The organism is Novosphingobium soli (assembly GCF_042432915.1).
In the GTDB taxonomy this organism is placed as follows: Bacteria; Pseudomonadota; Alphaproteobacteria; order Sphingomonadales; family Sphingomonadaceae; genus Novosphingobium; species Novosphingobium soli.
The window spans coordinates 1-15,909 of the sequence record NZ_JBHLWK010000042.1; the positions used below are offsets into that span (position 1 = coordinate 1).

Here is a 15,909-nt window from a genome sequence, read left to right on the forward strand (position 1 = left end):
ATGGAAACCCCGGGTCACTTCTCAGTGGCAATCAACAGGCCGGGCTGCTGGTTGGTAGGTCCTTCCCCGATCTCGATTTCAGCCAGCAGATTGCCGCGATCCTAGAGCTGCCGGAGCCGCAGGCCGCGACAGTGCTATCCGCCATCGGCGCGGCCTATGCGAAGGATGTCACCAGTTTCGATCATGTCGCCGACCTGGCGCGGGTCTTCGCAGTCGATCTCCGCGATGCCTGGCACGTCGATAAGACTTTCCTCGAACGCTACTTGAAGGACGAACTCAGGTTCATTGCACGCGAATGCGGGCTGATCGCACACATCGGCGAGAAGGCGTTCGCGAAACTGCTGGGCCAGAAGAAGACCGATCTCATCGCCGGCATGCTCCACGCACTCGGCTTCGAGTGGGCAGGGCGTCTGCCGAGCGCCATGACCCTCGACGGCGCATATGGGCCACCGCCTGCGTGCCCAGTCGCACCCGCGAGCGAGGTTCCGATCACGGACCTCGCCGCCTGAACGCTCCCTCGCTCTCCCGGAAGGATGTCTCCCTATGCTGATAACCAGCCTGCTCCCGCTGCTCGCCCGCTATTCGCTGGGCTGCGATCTTGTCGCCGGGCCCGAGGGCATGGTGACGCTCACCATCATCCCGCGCATGATCGAAGGCGGCCACAAGCCTGACGCCGGCGAACTCCGGCCGATCTCGCTCACCGCGAGCGCCGCCGAGATCGATGCCGAACTTGCGCGCGGCGAGGATGGCGCGCTCGGCCAGCTCATCGCCGGTCGCAAGGCGCTCGCCGACCAACTGGAAGAGCAGCGCCAGGCGACGCAAGCCGCTCGCGCTGCCGCGGCCGCGAAGGCCAAGGCGGCGACACCGACACCGAAACCGACGCCGAAACCGGTGGCCGCTGGCGCGACCGCGCACGCTTCCGGCAGTCCGCCGGCCGACGCCAAGCCCGAAGAGCCCGCCAGCCTTTGGTGAATTACGGCGCGGAAACCTCGCTCCATCTCTCCTTCTATCTCCCGGAGACAGTCATGCAGATCGATCATCTCACCCGAACCTATCGCTATGACGGCATCGACCTGCCCGTCCCGCCGCATCTCGCGCAGGACCCGGCCGCGCTGCGCGCCTATCATGCGACGCTCTACCCGGCGATCCTCAACGCCGAGACGGTCGATGCCGGGATCATGGGCGGCGCGCATGTCACCGAATATCGCCGCGCCGTCGGCACCAAGGGCTGATCCCGGTGCCGACGGCGCCGCGACGCCGCGGCGCGACCATCCCGCCAGCGCTGCGCAAAACCCTCCTGGACTGGATCGAGACGGACGATGGCGACACTGCCGGTTTCACCCCGCCAGCCTGTAGCGCTCAGGCCCGAGCCCTCCATGCGCGGATCGTCGACGACAAGCCGGGCGGGGCGGGCGAGTTCCGAGAACCGCTCCAGCCGCCGACCGGACTTCGCCTCCCGCCGCTTGGCTGATCTCGCGAGTGATCTTGCGGGCGACCTTGCGGGCAGGGCCGTCGCGCTATCACCCGATGTCCCGGCGATCTTCGACGCGCCGCTGGCGCCGCATCACCGGGTGATCGGACGCTGGGCCGCGTCCCGGGCACAGGATGCGAGCGCCCGTACGCGGTTCGAAGCTCGCCGCCACATCGAGGCGGTGTTCGATGCCGCCGTGCGTGAAATCCTGGACCCGATCGATATCATCGATCTGCGCATCGCCGTGCTCAACAGCGAGGCCGATGGGCCGCCCGCGATTGCCATCATCTGCGACAGCATGGGACAGCTTGACCTTGGATGGATCGAAACCGGCGATGCGCCCACCGCCTGGCGCGCCGCCGCCTACCGGGCGCTCGAGCAGACGCTGGGGCGCGTGCTGCCGGTTTTTAGCTACCAGGATCTCTTCGACGAGATGTCCATGTACTACTGGGAGGGGGAAATCGATGACGAAGCGGCCCGCCGCAGCCTGATCGCATGTCACGGCGCGGACGCCGTGGATCTCGACGGACACATGCTCCCTTCGCAGTTGAACGAGCGCCGCCCGGGCTGGATGATCGCAGCGAACGCGGCGCCGCCGAGCCGGCTTCCTGCTGCCCTGCGTCGCAAGCTGGCGGATGTGCGTGCTGCGCGGGAGGTGCTTGGCACACTCTTGCCCGAAGCCGGCGCCTGGCACTTCGATTTCGAGGTCGCGAGCGCATATCTTCCCGGCATCGAAGAATGCGCCTCGCTCCCGCCGCTGACGCTGGTTCCCTTCGTGCCGTTCGCCCGCGAACTCGACGATGTCATGCGCAGCGGCATGGAAATGGGGTTCACGGACATCGCCGGTATCTGCCCGCTGCCGGATGTAGCCTGCATCGATGACTGGTTTGCCTCGCTGCGGCTCGGCGCACAGTTCCTCCTCACGGTCCAGAACCTCATCCGCTTCGATCCACCCAAGGCCAGGAGCCACCCATGTCCGACCATAGCACCCACTTCGAAGCGAGCGGCGGCGGTCTCGTCCTGACGAACGCCATCCTGCTCTATGCGAATCAGGCACCGCGGCATCTCAAAGCCTGCGGCGCCTCTTCGATCGATACGGCTGCCTTCGCCAGCATCCATGCCGTGGAACTCGGTGGCGATGGCCCGCCGACGATCGCGGCCGGGAGCCCGCTGACGCGCGCGCATCTGCGGCAGTGGTCACAGGCGCTTGGCCGTACCGCCCAGCCCGAGCTTCTCCCCGAGCATGTGCTGGTCGCTCATCCCGACATGCTGGCCTGGTGGGTGCCGGCTGAGGTGCGCCCGGCTCATTTCGCGCTGTCGGATCCTCCTGCCGATCTCCATGCGCTGGCGGCGCGAACGACGCTGCCGGTTCCCTATCCGCCTCATCTCCTGATCGCCACGCGCCATGGGCTTGGCGTCTATGCGCTCCCGGCAAATGAACGCCCTGGCGCCGAGACGCCGGTTCTGCACTCGCCGATCCTCAACGTCTTCGCCGACGGGCGTCTCTGCTGGGGCAACATCCCGAAACCCAGGGCGCTCAGCATCGCCTCCATTCCCGCCTATGAAAGCGCGCTGTTCGACTCCTGGTCGACGCATCCCAATCCCGGGCAGGACCGGACGATACGCGGGAAGGGCGGGCTGGTGCGGCTCTGGGACGATCTGGCGGCGCGCGGCGCGCGCCGGTTTCCGGTGAGCCGTCTCAAGCCTTTCGGCGCCGGCACGGCCGGGCAGGGGAGAGGCCAGCGAAGGCCCGCCGCCTGCGCGGTGACGGTAGGCCGCCTCATCGCACGCTCACGGGTATGACGATGCTCGCCGATGATGCGACGGCAGCGGCGGTGCTTGACGCCATGCCCTGCTATCCGGTGCCGCCCTTCGGCAGGTCGCCCGTCATCGAGGCGCTGCGCGCTTCTCGCATCGGGCATGGTCTCGCCATCGGCCATGACGGTGTGATGCTGATCCTGCGCCGCCCGTGGCTGGCGCTGGACGTGCCGATTGCGTCCCCCATCGCGGGCTATGTTCCTTATGGCAGCATCGGAGCATCGCGGGCTGATCTACGCTGCGGCCTCATACCCCGGCGTTATTTCGTGCAGATATTGGAATTTCTGAAGGCAGCCCTGCCGAATGAGGCCGCCGCATTCATCCTGTGGAACGAGGCGAGCCGTGAATTTGCCGTCGAGTTCCCCGATATCGATGAAGCGACGCCGACACGACTGGTCTATCGCATGCCCAGGCTGCCGCCTGACTGGCACATGGTCTGTGACATCCACAGCCACGCGCGCGGCCGTGCATTCTTCAGCGCCACCGACGACGCCGATGATGCCCATGCCACCAAGATAGCGATCGTCTTCGGACGTCTCGATCATCCCGATGGTCCCACCATGGCTGCACGGCTCTGTGCGGGCGGTATGTTCCTGCCCTTGCCGCGCTGTCCCTTTGCAGGAGTTCCCGATGCAGACTGATCAGGCCCGGCGGCACTATCTTCCTGCCGGCTTTGACGATCGTGCGATCACGATCCTGCTGGTCGGATGCGGTGGGAACGGAGCGCAAATGCTGATGGGTCTCGCCGCGCTTGATACGGCGCTACGCGCGATCTCCTCGCGCTCGCTCGACGTCACCGTGGTCGATGACGATATCGTCACCGAGGCGAACCTTGGGCGTCAGCCTTTCTACCGCTGCGATATCGGCCATTCCAAGGCGCGTACGCTGACCGAGCGCATCAATCTCGCGCATGGCCTTGCCTGGGAGGCGGTTCACGGACGCGCTCCTGAAGCGATCGGGATCGACGGCTTCGACATGCTGATCAGCTGCGTCGATACCGCTGCGGCCCGCCGGGCGCTGGGGGCGGCTCTGCAGACCGGCAGAAATCCGCCCGTCTACTGGATGGACCTCGGCAACCGTGCCGGCGACGGCCAATACCTGATCGGCTGTCCGCGGCGCACCAGTCACAGCGATCGCCCCCGTCTTCCCACCGTGCTCGAAGCCTTTCCGGAACTCGCCGACGACAGCGTGGCTGAAGACAATGCGCCATCCTGTTCGGTCGCCGAGGCGCTCGAGCGTCAGTCGCTGTTCGTCAATCGCGTCCTGGCTAGCCATGCGCTCGCGCTGCTCTTCGATCTTCTCGGGCGCGGCTCGATCGGGCATGCCGGGGCCTTCATCAATCTGGCCAGCGGTCAGACCGTTCCGATCCCGCTTCCTTTCGCGAATGGCGCATCACTTGAGGCAGCAGCTGGACACGCAAACATCTCGCATTCGTAGACTGTATAGGCTATGTCATATGCCAAGGAGTCGCCATGAACCTCGAGCGTCACGTCAAACTGTTCAAGAACGGCCGTAGCCAGGCGGTCCGCATTCCCCGTGAGTTCGAACTTCCGGGCGAGGACGCCATTATCCGCAAGGAAGGCTCCCGCCTGATCATCGAACCCGCCCGTCCGCGCTCCCTCCTTGCCGTTCTCAAGACATGGGAGCCGCTCGATGAAGAGATCGGCCCGATCGAGGACCTGCCCGCAGAACCGGTCGACATCTGATCCATGTTCCTGCTCGATACGAATATCCTGTCGGACCTGATCCGACAGCCCGATGGCATGGTCGCCCACGCTATCGCCGATGTCGGCGAGGATGCGGTTGCGACCAGCATCATCGTTGCCGGCGAACTGCGCTATGGCGCAGAAAAGCGCGGATCGCCGCGCCTGAAAAGCAAGATCGAGGATTTGCTGTCTCTCATTGCAGTGCTGCCGCTCAAGGACGATGCCGACGCCTGCTATGGGCGTCTGCGTGCCGACCTCGAGCGCCGTGGCACGCCGATTGGCGCTAACGACATGCTGATCGCCGCCCATGCGCTTGCAATCGGCGCGACCCTCGTTACCGACAACATCCGCGAATTCGAGCGGGTCGATGGCCTGCAGCTGGTGAACTGGCTTCGAACGACCTGACGCCAGGTTCGCACGGCGTTCCCGGGGTTCTCGTGGTCAGCGAGCATGAAGAAGGGAAGGGAGAGGGCAGAAGGGTGATCCCAGGGAGATCGCCCCATGCTCACCTCGTACTGTCAGCGCCGGCAGCCCTGCCACTTGTGGCGTGACGATCGATCCTGCCGCCTTCGATCCTGCAAGCGCGGCTTGCTGGATCGCGCATGGCCGCCGCCCGGAGCATGCCGATGTACTGGCATCGGTATGGACGGACTATCCGGACCTTCCTTCCGAAGCACCGCTGCATGAACGTATGGCGCGCAGCCGCGCGCGCGTCGCCGCGCTCCGCCCGTTCAACGACGCGATCCGTGAGGAAGCCGAACGCGAGCGACAGCGCGCAAACTTTGCCTGCGTCGAGAGGCGCGTAGCAAGCGGCCAGATCAGGCCCTTCGATCAGGCCATCCTCCAGGCACGCTCCCAGCATGGCTATAACTGGGACGCTGCAGTCCTCTATGCCCAGGGGCGATACGCCGCGGAGGCTGGCTGGGAGCCTCGCGATTTTTCCGCGCCGCCGGGTGAAACCTCGCCCGCTTACGCCCAGGGCTTCCGCGACGGCGGTGGCTGCTTCGACGATCTGTTCGACGTGGCCAGGCGTTCCTTCGCGGCTACCGCGCGAACCGGAGACCCATTGCCGATTTCCGCAACGCCCCGGGTTGCAAGGCCGGCTCCGAGCAGTTGGCCGTCTCCGACAGACGCGCCGCGTCCCGCATTATGGTCGAAACGCACCGTGATCATCGGTGCCGCCACTGCATCGAATGCCGCAGCAGGCTTGATGACCATGCTCCAGGCACAGCCCCGGCATGAAATGGCGCATATCATCATAGCCGACGTCGGTCGGGGCTTTCGTGCGTGGCGCAGTGCGGACCTTCACCAGATCGGGGATCCAGCCGATCAGTTACGCGCCATGTTTGCCGGGATCGAACCGGACGACCTGCTGATCATCGCCGACGGCGAAGATCTCGCCTGGATAGACCGACATGCCGGCATGCTTCCGCTCTGCCGAACCATGGAGCGCACGCGTAATTCGGCGATCCAGCAGCGCGCGCAATTGCGCGCCTGGCTCGAGCGCGGACTATGCGAGGGCGAGGTCCTCGCCGGCGGCCATATCCGCTGGACCAAGCTCGCGCAGGGGCTGTCCGGCCGCCTCGGCGAATTCGTCGCCCGTTATGCCGGTAAAGCCCAGCCACGCGGACACCGCATCGTTATCGAACTACGCGATGGCGATCCCGCAATCGGCTTCATGACGCCGCAGGGCAAACTACTAAGCCCCGAAGCGATCATTACGAACAAGGACCATATGCGCAGGCACATGGCGGGGATGCTGCGCCGGTTTGCATCTGCCATCCCGCATCATCGCGACGCGGCGGCCTGACCGCGCCGCCCACTGCACGACCAGACAAACTGGGAGGATCCCATGCACGAGATGCCCAACTTTCCCGCCATGTCCGCCAAAAACGCGCAAACGACAATACTTCAGCCGGCGCCAATCGACGATGACCGCTGAACCGGGCAGAGCGCAGGCTGACTGCCCGAGATCGACCCGTGCCGAAGTCCGCAACCCGGTCCTCGCGCTTCCCGCGGCGCGCATCCTTGCGACTATCGACCTCGATACGCGCGCGCTTCTGGCGCTTCTTTTCAGCGACCTTCAGCAGGAAGCTCGCGCGAGAGCGCACCAGAACTGGAACAGGCACAAGGCCGTCATGGCGGCCTATTGGTCGGCTGTCGCTACTTATGCAGGGCACGTCCGGCGAACCCTTTATGGTCCTGCCGGTAATCGCAACCGAACGCCCCTGCTGTTGCGGCAACCGGGTTATTCGCCGATCCCGGTGCGCGACTGGGCTGAGGCGTCGCGCTGTTACTGCCAGCGCCGTGACCGCAGTGGTCTTGGTGCGAGGGACTTTGCCGAAGCCGAGCTGACCATCGGCGACACGGTTATTGCCAGGATCAGCTATAACGGTCGCATCTGGCTCGCAGGCGACTGGCAGCCCGGAGATACGCCACTCTACGACAATGCGGCGATCAGCTCTGCGGCAAACTGATCGAGGCAACCGCCCCTTACATCCCGACAACTTACGTCTCCCGTAGCATAGCCGCCGATTTCCGACGCGTATCATGGAGGGTGTGCGCGGGCGGGGGAGCGGAGCGGGGAGGAGGGCTGGGGCGACGGACCCGGGGCGGTCGATTGCCCCTTCCGTGCCACAGGAGGTTATCCCATGGATGTGATCGTTTCCCGCACCCGCATTGCCGGGTGCGCGCCTCTCTATTCCTACCGTGCGCTGGTTCCACTGGAAGGCGTCGCTCCCGATCGGCGACACCGCGTTGCGGTCCTGCATGTCCAGACCGTGACCATCCGTGCGGCATGCACGCGGATCGCCGACACGATCGCGCCGCATCGTTGGTTCGAACAGGATATGGCCGTCTCCTTCGGTCTTGCCGCCCAGCTCGGCCTCGCCGCGCGGCGCATCGAAGTGCTTCTGCTGCAGTCGGTGTTTCCCGAGATGACCACCTGGTTGGCGCCGATCGCGCTTCGGCTCGACCATGATCCGGGAAGCGCGTCCTATCGCGTCGCGACCATCGATCTCAATGCCGCTTTTGATGCCATCGCCCCGCACATCGACACGCTGACCGCCGCCGAGCTTGCGCCGCCTCGGTTTACCGATCGCCGCGTCGCCTGATCCAGGAACCCCGCACATGATACATTACACACTCTCCCATCTCGAAGCGGCCGCCTCCCTCTGGGAAGCGGTTCTCGACCTGCGCGACCATCCGGCCGCCGAACCCGACGCTCTCGTTCGTGCGCTGGCGATCCGCAAATCGTTCGAGGCGATGGGGACCTGCGCCATGCGCATCATTGTCGTGGGCTGGATCGATGCGGTCGATGCCGCTTGGTACAGGAACCAAGAGACCTGCCCCTTCTGTTTCGACTGGTCCTTTGTGAAGCAGTGGGTCATCGACACCATCGACTGGTCCGACCCCGATAATCCGGCCATCCGGATAGATGCTTCGGGCACCGACATCACAGACAACGTGACTACGGCCGCCCAAGCGGGGGCGAAGTCGCCCGGGCCAGCGGGGCCACAAATCACCCGGCACGACCATGTCGCCCTGCTTGCCCGCGCGCGCGCCGCCCTGGAGAAGCCGGACAGCCTCGATGCCGCAGCACTCGCCACATTGACCGGGGTGATAGGCGCCAGCGAAAGCGGGCTCAGGGTTTGTGCGCTACCCTGGCCGATCGATATGCATCTGGGCATCATCGAGCACCGTCATGGCATCAATTTCTACGCAGGCCTGAACCATGACGTTCTCGTCGCGGAGATGGCGGAATATGCGCGCGAATGGTGGAAGGAGATCGGCGACAGGCGCGATCCGCATACACTGCCAGATGACGAGGTCATGGCCGCCTATTTCGACGATCACCCTTCGGAAAGCTATTCGACCGAGATTCTGCGCCTGGAGCCTCTCCCGGCGGTCCGCTCAGTCTCTTCGATCGAAAGCGGCGCCTACTGCGTGCTCTCGACTGCGCACCTGACGGTGCAGACGGCCGGACTTCTCGACAAATGGGCCTGCTGGCCTCCGAGCGACCGTCCCATCGACATCGCCGCCTCCGTCTATGGCTGGTTCGTGCCGACGCGGCCGCTTCCCGGTGACCGCCGAGCGCAGATCCCAGATGATCTCCAGGAAATCATCGCGTTCGGACGTGATCGCGGCTTCCAGTTCCTCCTCCTCGACTGCGATGCAGACCGCGCCGCCGATCTACCCGTCCACGACTGGTGATCAGGTTGAGAAAAGGGCTCTCTGGCCACAACGAGAGTACGCTGATTGTCCGCCGAGGATTTCTCCACCGGCGCAGCAGTCCGCTGTTTTAATCACGGAGCGCCGACGCCGGCCTCCAGCAGCGGCAGTAGCATTGCATGGAGGGCATCCTCCGCGCGCTCACGCCGAGGTGCATCGCTCGAGGCCAGGTCCTTGCGCATCCAGTCGGGCAGGCGCCGCACGAGGTCCAGCAGTTTCACATCGTTTGAATCGCTCATCGCCTCCTCTTTGCAGGACGCTCACCGCGACGACAACTGTCTTGGCGCTTTGCGTCGGCAGAGCGTCAAGCCGGGACGAAAGGGAAGGGGGCGGGGTAGGGAAGACGGCCGGATGGTCCGTCGCCGAGACAGGAGATGATCATGCTTCTTCCCGCCACGATCGAGATCGCGGTCAGCCAGGACGCCATTCGCTGCGCATCCCGCCTTGTCGCGAGCAGCGCGCTCGCTGCGATTCACGAAATCCTGCAGAATTGCCGCCGGGCCGGCGCGCAGAACATCATGATCAACCTTGTCGAGGAAGACGGCCGCGCCTTTCTCGATATCCACGATGACGGCTGCGGCATCGACGATCCCGCTGCGCTCCTGACTCTCGGTTTATCCGGTTGGGGCGACGATATCATGCGGCGTGAGGATCCGACCGGCATCGACCTGTTCAGCCTTGCCGGCCATGGCATCGAGATCCACGCCTTCTCGCCCGCGATGGGAGAAGGCTGGAAGGTCCGGATTCCCGCTGAAGCCTGGAATGGCGACAGGGCGCTTGAACCCGAGCGGTGCGACCTCGGCTGGGGAACGATGGTCCGCATCGAGATATCCGGCAACTGGAAGATGGGCATTTGTTCGACCATTGCTGAGGCCGCCCGTTACTATCCCTTGCCGGTGACGCTGGACGGTGCTTTGCTGCCCCGGGAGGATTTTCTCAAGGATGCGCTGCTGATCGAAGAGGCCTGCGGTTGCCGTATCGGCGTCTATAAAGGCAATTCGGTTCGGCAGGATGGCCCCTGCATCAACTTCCATGGTTTGGCCGTCCCGTGCTCTCTTCCCAATGTATTTGAATTGAAGAGGCAGGACTGCCGCTGGTCCGTTCGCATCGATGTGATCGACGCGCCTGGAATTCGCCTCGCCCTGCCGGCCCGCAACGCGGTGATCACGAATGAGGCGATGAAAGCGCTGCGCATCGCCGCCGAACGCGCCATATATACCGGCATCGCCGCCCAGGAGGATCATCGCCTCCCCTTCGCCTTATGGCTGCGGGCTCAGAAATTCGGTGTGACGCTGCCCGCGGTACGGCCAGGGCTCTCGATCTGGAATCCACTGTCCGGCGATGAACATCAAAGGGCCGCCAATGCGAAAACTGCCCCTGAGACTGCCTCTGGGGGCGCATTGATGCTTGTCCCGCCGCTGCGCTCCGAGATCGCGCAGGCGCTGGCGCCCGCCCGCCATCAGCCACCGCTTCAGGATTTCGTGCTGGTGGAGGAGGAACGCTGGCTCGAGGGCTATGACTGGTACGACGCTCTGCCGATCATCCTCTATGTTTCCTTCCGGATTTACCGGGACGGCATCGAACATCCTTATGGTGAAGACGATCGCCTTCCATGCGGCTTCGCTTCAGGTTTCGTCGACAGGATCGTTGCCGACCTGGAGATTGCCGAGACCGGGCATGAGGATGCGCCGCGACACGTCCATTCCATTGAAATCCCGGCCCTGGTCTGTCCCACTGGCAGTTGGGATATCGAGGAGGCCGTGGTCCTTGTGACCCGCGACGGCGGTATCGACCCGGATTGCCTGGGATGCATGATCCACGCGACGCTGTTCTCTGTGCGCGACGATGCTGACGCCGATAGCTGGGAGACCCAGTCCCGCGCCTTCGCGCGCGAAGCCCGGCAGGTGGCGACCGGCGTTCTTCTGGGGGATAACGCCGCCACCCTCGAGGCCATTGTCATGGAGGCGCGGCAGCATCTCGCCTGTCTGATCCCGAAGGATCGCCGGATTGTCATCCACGCGGATCGCTCCGGCATCACCGCCGATTTTATGCCGGGCTGAGACGCCGCCGCCCGAACCTATCCCCTGAGCATCAGATCCGGCGTCCGCACACGATGCCGACCGAAGGAGCACGCCCATGACGATCGCCACTCATGACTTCACCCGCGATGCGAAAGTTCCGCTCGGTCACTGTTCGGCCGGCACGCTGGAACTGGATCTCGGCAAACTGATGTCGGGCCGCTGCCTGATCCAGGGATCGTCGGGCGCGGGCAAGAGCCAGACGCTGCGCCGGATCATCGAGGAAGCCTTCGATTATCTGACCACCATCATCGTCGATCCTGAAGGCGAGTTCGCCAATCTTGCCGCGCATATCGGCGCCACCACCGTCGTCGCACGCGACTACGCCAATGACGGTCTTACCGCGCTGGCGCTGCGCACCCGCCAGCACCGTATTGCCCTGCACCTCGATCTCACCGATCTGGAGCCCGATCACCGCATCGAGAAGGCCGCCGCCTTCTTCGCAGGCCTCCTATCGGCGCCGCGCGAGCATTGGGCGCACACGGTGCTGGTCTGCATCGATGAAGCGCATCTGCTCGCGCCGCATATGGCGGCCTCGGCCCGCGATGCCGAAACCCGCCGCCTTGGCGTCGCCACGCTCACCGACATGTGCGCGCGGGGGCGCAAGCGCGGGATCGGCACGATCATCGCCACGCAGCGTCTCGCCAAGCTTGCCAGTTCGGTGGTTTCCGAATTGCATAATCACCTGATCGGGCTCAACGTCTTCGACCGCGACGTGGCGCGTGCCGCCGACCTGCTCGGTTTCGGCGGCGATCAGGCGGCGCTGCTCCGGCAATTGCCACCGGGAGAGTTTTTCGCCTTCGGTCCCGCGCTTTCGGCGTTGCCGGTACTGGCGAAGATCGACACGACGATCACACCGCATATCGGCCGTACACCCGATCTGGTCGCCGCCGCCGACCTCGCCCCGGACGAGAGCCGCAGCCTGCTCGACCTCGACACCTTACGCGAGGTCGCACCAGCCAGGACCACCCATGCCGTCATGCGCGGCCAACGCTCGCTCGATGCTTTCCTGCTCGATCCCGCCGCGCCCGCCGCCGCGCGCATTGTCGGCGCGCTGGGCCGCATCGCGCCCAACGCCACCACCGCAGACGACCTCGCGCGTCATCTCGCGCTCCCCGCCAATGACGTCGCTGCCGGTCTCGATCTGCTCGCCGCGATCGGCGCCTCGGACACCATGCCGCGCGGGGATACGCGTATCGCGCGCCTGTCGGCCCGGTTGCGCCTGCGCGTGGTCGACACCCCAGTCGTCGGCCTGGCGTGAAGGAAGCCCACCATGACCCAGACCAGCTTCGATCTCGACGCCGATATCGTCGAACTGACCCCGTTCGTCCCCGTGACCGAGACCGTGCCGACCATTCCTCTTTCTGAACTGGCTTTCCGCGCGGATGCATGGCTTCCCGATGAGACGGCCCGTCTCCGCGCGGCATTTATCGACGATTGCACGATCGAGGAAATCGCCGCCCGGCTTGGGCGGTCCCGAGCCGCTGTCGCTACCCGGATCCATGACCTTGGCGTGCGCCGTAATTCGCGGCGAGCATGGAGCGACTGGGACGACGCGGAACTGGCGCGCTGCTATGCCCACGAGCCGACGGCGACGTTGGCGGCGCGGCTGGGCCGCGGCGTGAGCGCACTCTATGCCCGCGCCCGGCTGCTCGGCCTCTCCGAGCCCGGATCCCCGCCGTACAGTGGCTGGGAGGACGCGCAGCTGCGCGCCGGCTACGCGAAAGGCGTTCCTGTCGCGCAGATCGCGAGCCTGATCGGGCGACCCTTCGCCGGTGTCATCTCGCGCGCTTCGGCGCTGGGGCTGCGCCATGCCTGCCAGCCGGACGACTGGAGCGATGCGGAAATGAACCGCGCCCTAGAACTCGCGGCAACCGGCGCACGATATGTCGCCATCGCCGAGGTTCTGTTGGCCGAAGGCTTCCCGGCCCGGAACAGTCGCAGCCTCGGTCAGCGCCTGCGTAAGCTGGGCTATGGCAGGGGCTGGGGCCGCCCGTGGATCGCTGAGGAGGACGCGCTTCTCCGCCATGCTTACGCGACAGGCGCGAGCCTGACACCGCTACGGGAGCGGCTTGGCCGCACGCCTCACTCGATCCGCTGGCGGGCCGAGGCGCTGGGGCTCAGGGGCTCGCATGTTCGCCGGGACGGATTTCGGCAGGGACCGGTGTGGACGCCCGAGGAAGAAGCGCGATTGCGGGCAGACTATGGCAAGGTCCCGACCCGCCAGATCGCCGAAGCGCTGGGCCGCGGCGTGCGCGCTGTTCTCTACCATGCGAACCACATGGGGCTGGTGCACGGGTTCATGCGCGCATTCAGCGCCGACGAAGACAGGGCGATTCGCAACGCTTGGGCATATGGCGTCTCGATGGTCGATGTCGCGCAGGCCCTTGGCCGCGATCCCGCCGTCATCGGCAAGCATGCCGCGCGTCTCGGCTGCCGGTTCAATGATCCGGCGCGGCCCACGCGCGGGCCGAAGACGCGGCGGGCGAACCGGCCACCTGTCACGCTCCACAGCCTGCTGGCGCTCGATACCGCTGTTCCGACCGGTGTCGATCTTCCGATCGCTGCCTGATCCCGGCCGCCGCTTCATTTCCGGAGGTTTCATGTCCACGCCTGTCCCGCCCAGCAGCCTGTCGTCTCTGCGGCGGCAACTCTCCAGCTTCGATCACGCGCTCAGAACGGCCCAGCAGCTGCGGCGTGCGACCGGTGTGCCGCACTATGTCGTGCACGGCGTCGCGCCGCTTCAGGCGTTCAGGGTTACGATGCGGCCGCCGGCCTGGCCCGATCGCTGGCTGGCGATGGTCGCATGACGATGCCATCTGCCAACTACCCGGTCGTGGCGGCCTGGGGCATGGGCGTAAACAGCACCGCCATGATTATCGAATGGGTGGCGAGGGGCCGAAGGCTGGATGCCGTATTGACAGCGGATACTGGCGCCGAAAAGCCCCAGAGTTACGCCTACCTTCCAATTTTTCAGAAATGGATGGATGATAGAGGCATATTCCACCATATTGTTCGATATGAGCCAAAGAAATTCAAGCATTGGCCGCCGTACTTCACAATATTGGAGAATTGCCTGACGAACTCGACTTTGCCATCTGCCTCATTTGGTAGAAAATCTTGTTCAGTCAAATGGAAGATACAGCCTAAAGAACTTTGGGTGTCAAAATGGCAACTTGCAAAGAATATATGGCAGGTTGGCGGTAAGGTTGTCAAGCTGATCGGGTATGACGCTTCACCTGCCGACAGCCGGCGTTATGCAAACCGCGAAGGCATCGTGGATGCCCGATACGACTATCTTTATCCGCTTCTGCACGAATGGCATTGGGACCGCGACGCCTGCATCCGGCGAATTGAGGCGGAAGGCCTGCCGGTTCCCCCGAAATCGAGTTGCGTCATCTGTGCGCATATGCGTTCCGAGGAAGTCGTGCAATTGCCGCGCTGGGTACTTCGATTGATCGTGTTGGTTGAGGCGCGGGCCGCGCCACGCCTGCGCAATGTCGAGGGATTGTGGCGTCGGGCGACAAAAGCCCGTCCCGGCTCCATGACCATGTTCATCCGGCAGCGAGGGCTTCTTGATCCCGACGAGATCGACGCCATCGTCGCAGGCGCACCTGTCGATCTTATTGATTTCCAGCGTGTCGCTGCGGCCATTCCCGTGGACCGGCGGCCCCATATATGAGAATGGATCGATCGCTTCAATGAAGGTGTCGATAAGCTCGCCGCCTGATTACCTCACCCGCATGGGACGTGATGTTCATTTAGCCAGCCTCGCGCACTGGCTATCCGCAAGGGCGACCGCTCGTTCCGTTGGAACCTGCGGGATGACGCCGCCCTTGACTCTTCGCGCGTGCAGCATTCACAATCTGTCCGGCCTTGAGATCTGGCCGCCCCTGCGGTCAAATGTCCCAATCTTCAAGGCCACCTGCGCACCCGAGGGGCAGGCGGGTTATTTCATCGTCAGGGCCGCGATGGCGCAGGAAGGCCCACCGCATAGGGGCATCGCAGTCCTGGAGAACGGCTTATGATCTCTTTGGTGTGGCGCTTCGTTTTTTGTCCGCTCGATCGTCATAAATCGTTCCGGAGAGATATGTGGTGGAACGGGGATCATTACATCGGAACCTGCCAATACTGCGGCTGCGCGATCCGGAACGATGGGCCGCGTAGGTGGCGCCGCATCCTTGCCTAGCGGATGGGCCGGGTCAGGGGGCGGTGACCGATGCAGGCGCAACCCCTTGATCACAGGCCAATGTGGGCACTTCGCTCCAGCTGCTGTTTCTGGTGCTGTCGCCCGGCCGCGGCACCGTGATTCCCAAATCTTCCATGAGGCTTCGACCATGTCTAAGGTTCGCATCGGTGAGTGGAATATCGATCTGGCCCAGGCCACCGCGTCGAAAGGCGACATCGAGGTGAGGATCTTCACGCATGAAGACGGCACCTACACCATCGCGTATTCCGGCCTCGAGAGCAGCGAAACCGCCCGCCTTCTGGGACCGGAGGTTCTTGACGCTTTCCAACGAGCAGGGGCCAAAGCCTTCGAGCAGGGGCCTGAGTAGAAACGCGAGACATTCCAACTGAAGCTCTGGACTATCTGTGGCCCGCATGT

General features: G+C 64.6%; 19 protein-coding genes and 1 pseudogene. 19 read left to right on the forward strand and 1 reads right to left on the reverse strand.

Translation table 11 applies throughout. The features are described from left to right. The 13 genes and pseudogenes from ACFFJC_RS21000 to ACFFJC_RS21060 all read left to right on the forward strand — a co-directional run. Positions 1-509, forward strand: a pseudogene (locus ACFFJC_RS21000) (PRTRC system ParB family protein); the annotation flags it as partial. A gap of 34 nt (positions 510-543) precedes the next feature. Further along, the gene (locus tag ACFFJC_RS21005) at positions 544-972 is read left to right on the forward strand and encodes a PRTRC system protein E (RefSeq protein WP_086493706.1); all 429 of its coding nucleotides are present in this window, start codon (positions 544-546) and stop codon (positions 970-972) included. 53 nt (positions 973-1,025) lie between these two features. Continuing rightward, entirely contained in the window at positions 1,026-1,232 is a 207-nt protein-coding gene (locus ACFFJC_RS21010) for a PRTRC system protein C (protein ID WP_086493729.1), read from the forward strand. Positions 1,233-1,463: 231 nt separating this feature from the next. Beyond that, a complete protein-coding gene (locus ACFFJC_RS21015) occupies positions 1,464-2,495 on the forward strand; it encodes a hypothetical protein (RefSeq protein ID WP_379489229.1) in 1,032 nt (343 codons plus the stop codon). Continuing rightward, positions 2,444-3,274, forward strand: a complete 831-nt coding sequence (locus ACFFJC_RS21020; RefSeq protein WP_086493730.1) for a PRTRC system protein B — start codon at positions 2,444-2,446, stop codon at positions 3,272-3,274. Before ACFFJC_RS21015 ends, ACFFJC_RS21020 begins: the two co-directional genes overlap by 52 nt. Continuing rightward, a complete protein-coding gene (locus ACFFJC_RS21025) occupies positions 3,271-3,930 on the forward strand; it encodes a PRTRC system protein A (protein ID WP_086493708.1) in 660 nt (219 codons plus the stop codon). The genes ACFFJC_RS21020 and ACFFJC_RS21025 overlap by 4 nt, the downstream gene beginning before the upstream one ends. Continuing rightward, on the forward strand, positions 3,920-4,726 hold the full coding sequence (locus ACFFJC_RS21030; protein ID WP_086493709.1) for a PRTRC system ThiF family protein: 807 nt from the start codon (positions 3,920-3,922) through the stop codon (positions 4,724-4,726). The genes ACFFJC_RS21025 and ACFFJC_RS21030 overlap by 11 nt, the downstream gene beginning before the upstream one ends. Before the next feature lie 35 nt (positions 4,727-4,761). Beyond that, on the forward strand, positions 4,762-4,995 hold the full coding sequence (locus tag ACFFJC_RS21035; RefSeq protein WP_010338822.1) for an antitoxin: 234 nt from the start codon (positions 4,762-4,764) through the stop codon (positions 4,993-4,995). A 3-nt stretch (positions 4,996-4,998) separates the two neighbouring features. After that, a complete protein-coding gene (locus ACFFJC_RS21040) occupies positions 4,999-5,400 on the forward strand; it encodes a type II toxin-antitoxin system VapC family toxin (RefSeq protein ID WP_048938827.1) in 402 nt (133 codons plus the stop codon). A 142-nt stretch (positions 5,401-5,542) separates the two neighbouring features. After that, a complete protein-coding gene (locus tag ACFFJC_RS21045) occupies positions 5,543-6,805 on the forward strand; it encodes a hypothetical protein (protein WP_240511526.1) in 1,263 nt (420 codons plus the stop codon). A gap of 121 nt (positions 6,806-6,926) precedes the next feature. Next, positions 6,927-7,472: a hypothetical protein gene (locus ACFFJC_RS21050; protein ID WP_240511527.1), complete on the forward strand. Its 546-nt coding sequence runs from the start codon at positions 6,927-6,929 to the stop codon at positions 7,470-7,472. Positions 7,473-7,646: 174 nt separating this feature from the next. Further along, positions 7,647-8,108 (forward strand): hypothetical protein, encoded by a 462-nt coding sequence (locus ACFFJC_RS21055; protein ID WP_283406920.1) that lies wholly within the window; start codon positions 7,647-7,649, stop codon positions 8,106-8,108. 16 nt (positions 8,109-8,124) lie between these two features. Then, on the forward strand, positions 8,125-9,207 hold the full coding sequence (locus tag ACFFJC_RS21060) for a DUF5983 family protein (RefSeq protein WP_086493711.1): 1,083 nt from the start codon (positions 8,125-8,127) through the stop codon (positions 9,205-9,207). A 92-nt stretch (positions 9,208-9,299) separates the two neighbouring features. Here ACFFJC_RS21060 and ACFFJC_RS21065 read toward each other — a convergent pair whose 3' ends face one another. After that, the gene (locus ACFFJC_RS21065; RefSeq protein ID WP_167381934.1) at positions 9,300-9,464 is read right to left on the reverse strand and encodes a hypothetical protein; all 165 of its coding nucleotides are present in this window, start codon (positions 9,462-9,464) and stop codon (positions 9,300-9,302) included. Positions 9,465-9,605: 141 nt separating this feature from the next. On the opposite strand from ACFFJC_RS21065, the gene ACFFJC_RS21070 reads away from it, so the two are divergent. The 6 genes from ACFFJC_RS21070 (at position 9,606) to ACFFJC_RS21095 (ending at position 15,859) form a co-directional block, all read left to right on the forward strand. Next, a complete protein-coding gene (locus tag ACFFJC_RS21070; protein WP_240511529.1) occupies positions 9,606-11,285 on the forward strand; it encodes a sensor histidine kinase in 1,680 nt (559 codons plus the stop codon). 76 nt (positions 11,286-11,361) lie between these two features. After that, on the forward strand, positions 11,362-12,564 hold the full coding sequence (locus tag ACFFJC_RS21075) for an ATP-binding protein (protein WP_086493713.1): 1,203 nt from the start codon (positions 11,362-11,364) through the stop codon (positions 12,562-12,564). A gap of 12 nt (positions 12,565-12,576) precedes the next feature. Further along, positions 12,577-13,875, forward strand: a complete 1,299-nt coding sequence (locus ACFFJC_RS21080) for a sigma-70 region 4 domain-containing protein (RefSeq protein ID WP_086493714.1) — start codon at positions 12,577-12,579, stop codon at positions 13,873-13,875. 31 nt (positions 13,876-13,906) lie between these two features. Continuing rightward, entirely contained in the window at positions 13,907-14,113 is a 207-nt protein-coding gene (locus ACFFJC_RS21085) for a hypothetical protein (RefSeq protein ID WP_080993670.1), read from the forward strand. Continuing rightward, positions 14,110-14,985 (forward strand): hypothetical protein, encoded by an 876-nt coding sequence (locus tag ACFFJC_RS21090; protein ID WP_206046373.1) that lies wholly within the window; start codon positions 14,110-14,112, stop codon positions 14,983-14,985. The genes ACFFJC_RS21085 and ACFFJC_RS21090 overlap by 4 nt, the downstream gene beginning before the upstream one ends. 655 nt (positions 14,986-15,640) lie before the next feature. Next, positions 15,641-15,859, forward strand: a complete 219-nt coding sequence (locus ACFFJC_RS21095) for a hypothetical protein (RefSeq protein ID WP_086493716.1) — start codon at positions 15,641-15,643, stop codon at positions 15,857-15,859. Positions 15,860-15,909: the final 50 nt, after the last annotated feature.

Coding starts and splice junctions, on each gene's coding strand:
- ACFFJC_RS21040 (WP_048938827.1), top strand. CDS start 4,999: ATGTTCCTGCTCGATACGAATATCCTGTCGGACCTGATCCGACAGCCC.
- ACFFJC_RS21095 (WP_086493716.1), top strand. CDS start 15,641: ATGTCTAAGGTTCGCATCGGTGAGTGGAATATCGATCTGGCCCAGGCC.
- ACFFJC_RS21090 (WP_206046373.1), top strand. CDS start 14,110: ATGACGATGCCATCTGCCAACTACCCGGTCGTGGCGGCCTGGGGCATG.
- ACFFJC_RS21025 (WP_086493708.1), top strand. CDS start 3,271: ATGACGATGCTCGCCGATGATGCGACGGCAGCGGCGGTGCTTGACGCC.
- ACFFJC_RS21020 (WP_086493730.1), top strand. CDS start 2,444: ATGTCCGACCATAGCACCCACTTCGAAGCGAGCGGCGGCGGTCTCGTC.
- ACFFJC_RS21075 (WP_086493713.1), top strand. CDS start 11,362: ATGACGATCGCCACTCATGACTTCACCCGCGATGCGAAAGTTCCGCTC.
- ACFFJC_RS21035 (WP_010338822.1), top strand. CDS start 4,762: ATGAACCTCGAGCGTCACGTCAAACTGTTCAAGAACGGCCGTAGCCAG.
- ACFFJC_RS21055 (WP_283406920.1), top strand. CDS start 7,647: ATGGATGTGATCGTTTCCCGCACCCGCATTGCCGGGTGCGCGCCTCTC.
- ACFFJC_RS21085 (WP_080993670.1), top strand. CDS start 13,907: ATGTCCACGCCTGTCCCGCCCAGCAGCCTGTCGTCTCTGCGGCGGCAA.
- ACFFJC_RS21010 (WP_086493729.1), top strand. CDS start 1,026: ATGCAGATCGATCATCTCACCCGAACCTATCGCTATGACGGCATCGAC.
- ACFFJC_RS21080 (WP_086493714.1), top strand. CDS start 12,577: ATGACCCAGACCAGCTTCGATCTCGACGCCGATATCGTCGAACTGACC.
- ACFFJC_RS21070 (WP_240511529.1), top strand. CDS start 9,606: ATGCTTCTTCCCGCCACGATCGAGATCGCGGTCAGCCAGGACGCCATT.
- ACFFJC_RS21050 (WP_240511527.1), top strand. CDS start 6,927: ATGACCGCTGAACCGGGCAGAGCGCAGGCTGACTGCCCGAGATCGACC.
- ACFFJC_RS21065 (WP_167381934.1), bottom strand. CDS start 9,464: ATGAGCGATTCAAACGATGTGAAACTGCTGGACCTCGTGCGGCGCCTG.
- ACFFJC_RS21005 (WP_086493706.1), top strand. CDS start 544: ATGCTGATAACCAGCCTGCTCCCGCTGCTCGCCCGCTATTCGCTGGGC.
- ACFFJC_RS21060 (WP_086493711.1), top strand. CDS start 8,125: ATGATACATTACACACTCTCCCATCTCGAAGCGGCCGCCTCCCTCTGG.
- ACFFJC_RS21030 (WP_086493709.1), top strand. CDS start 3,920: ATGCAGACTGATCAGGCCCGGCGGCACTATCTTCCTGCCGGCTTTGAC.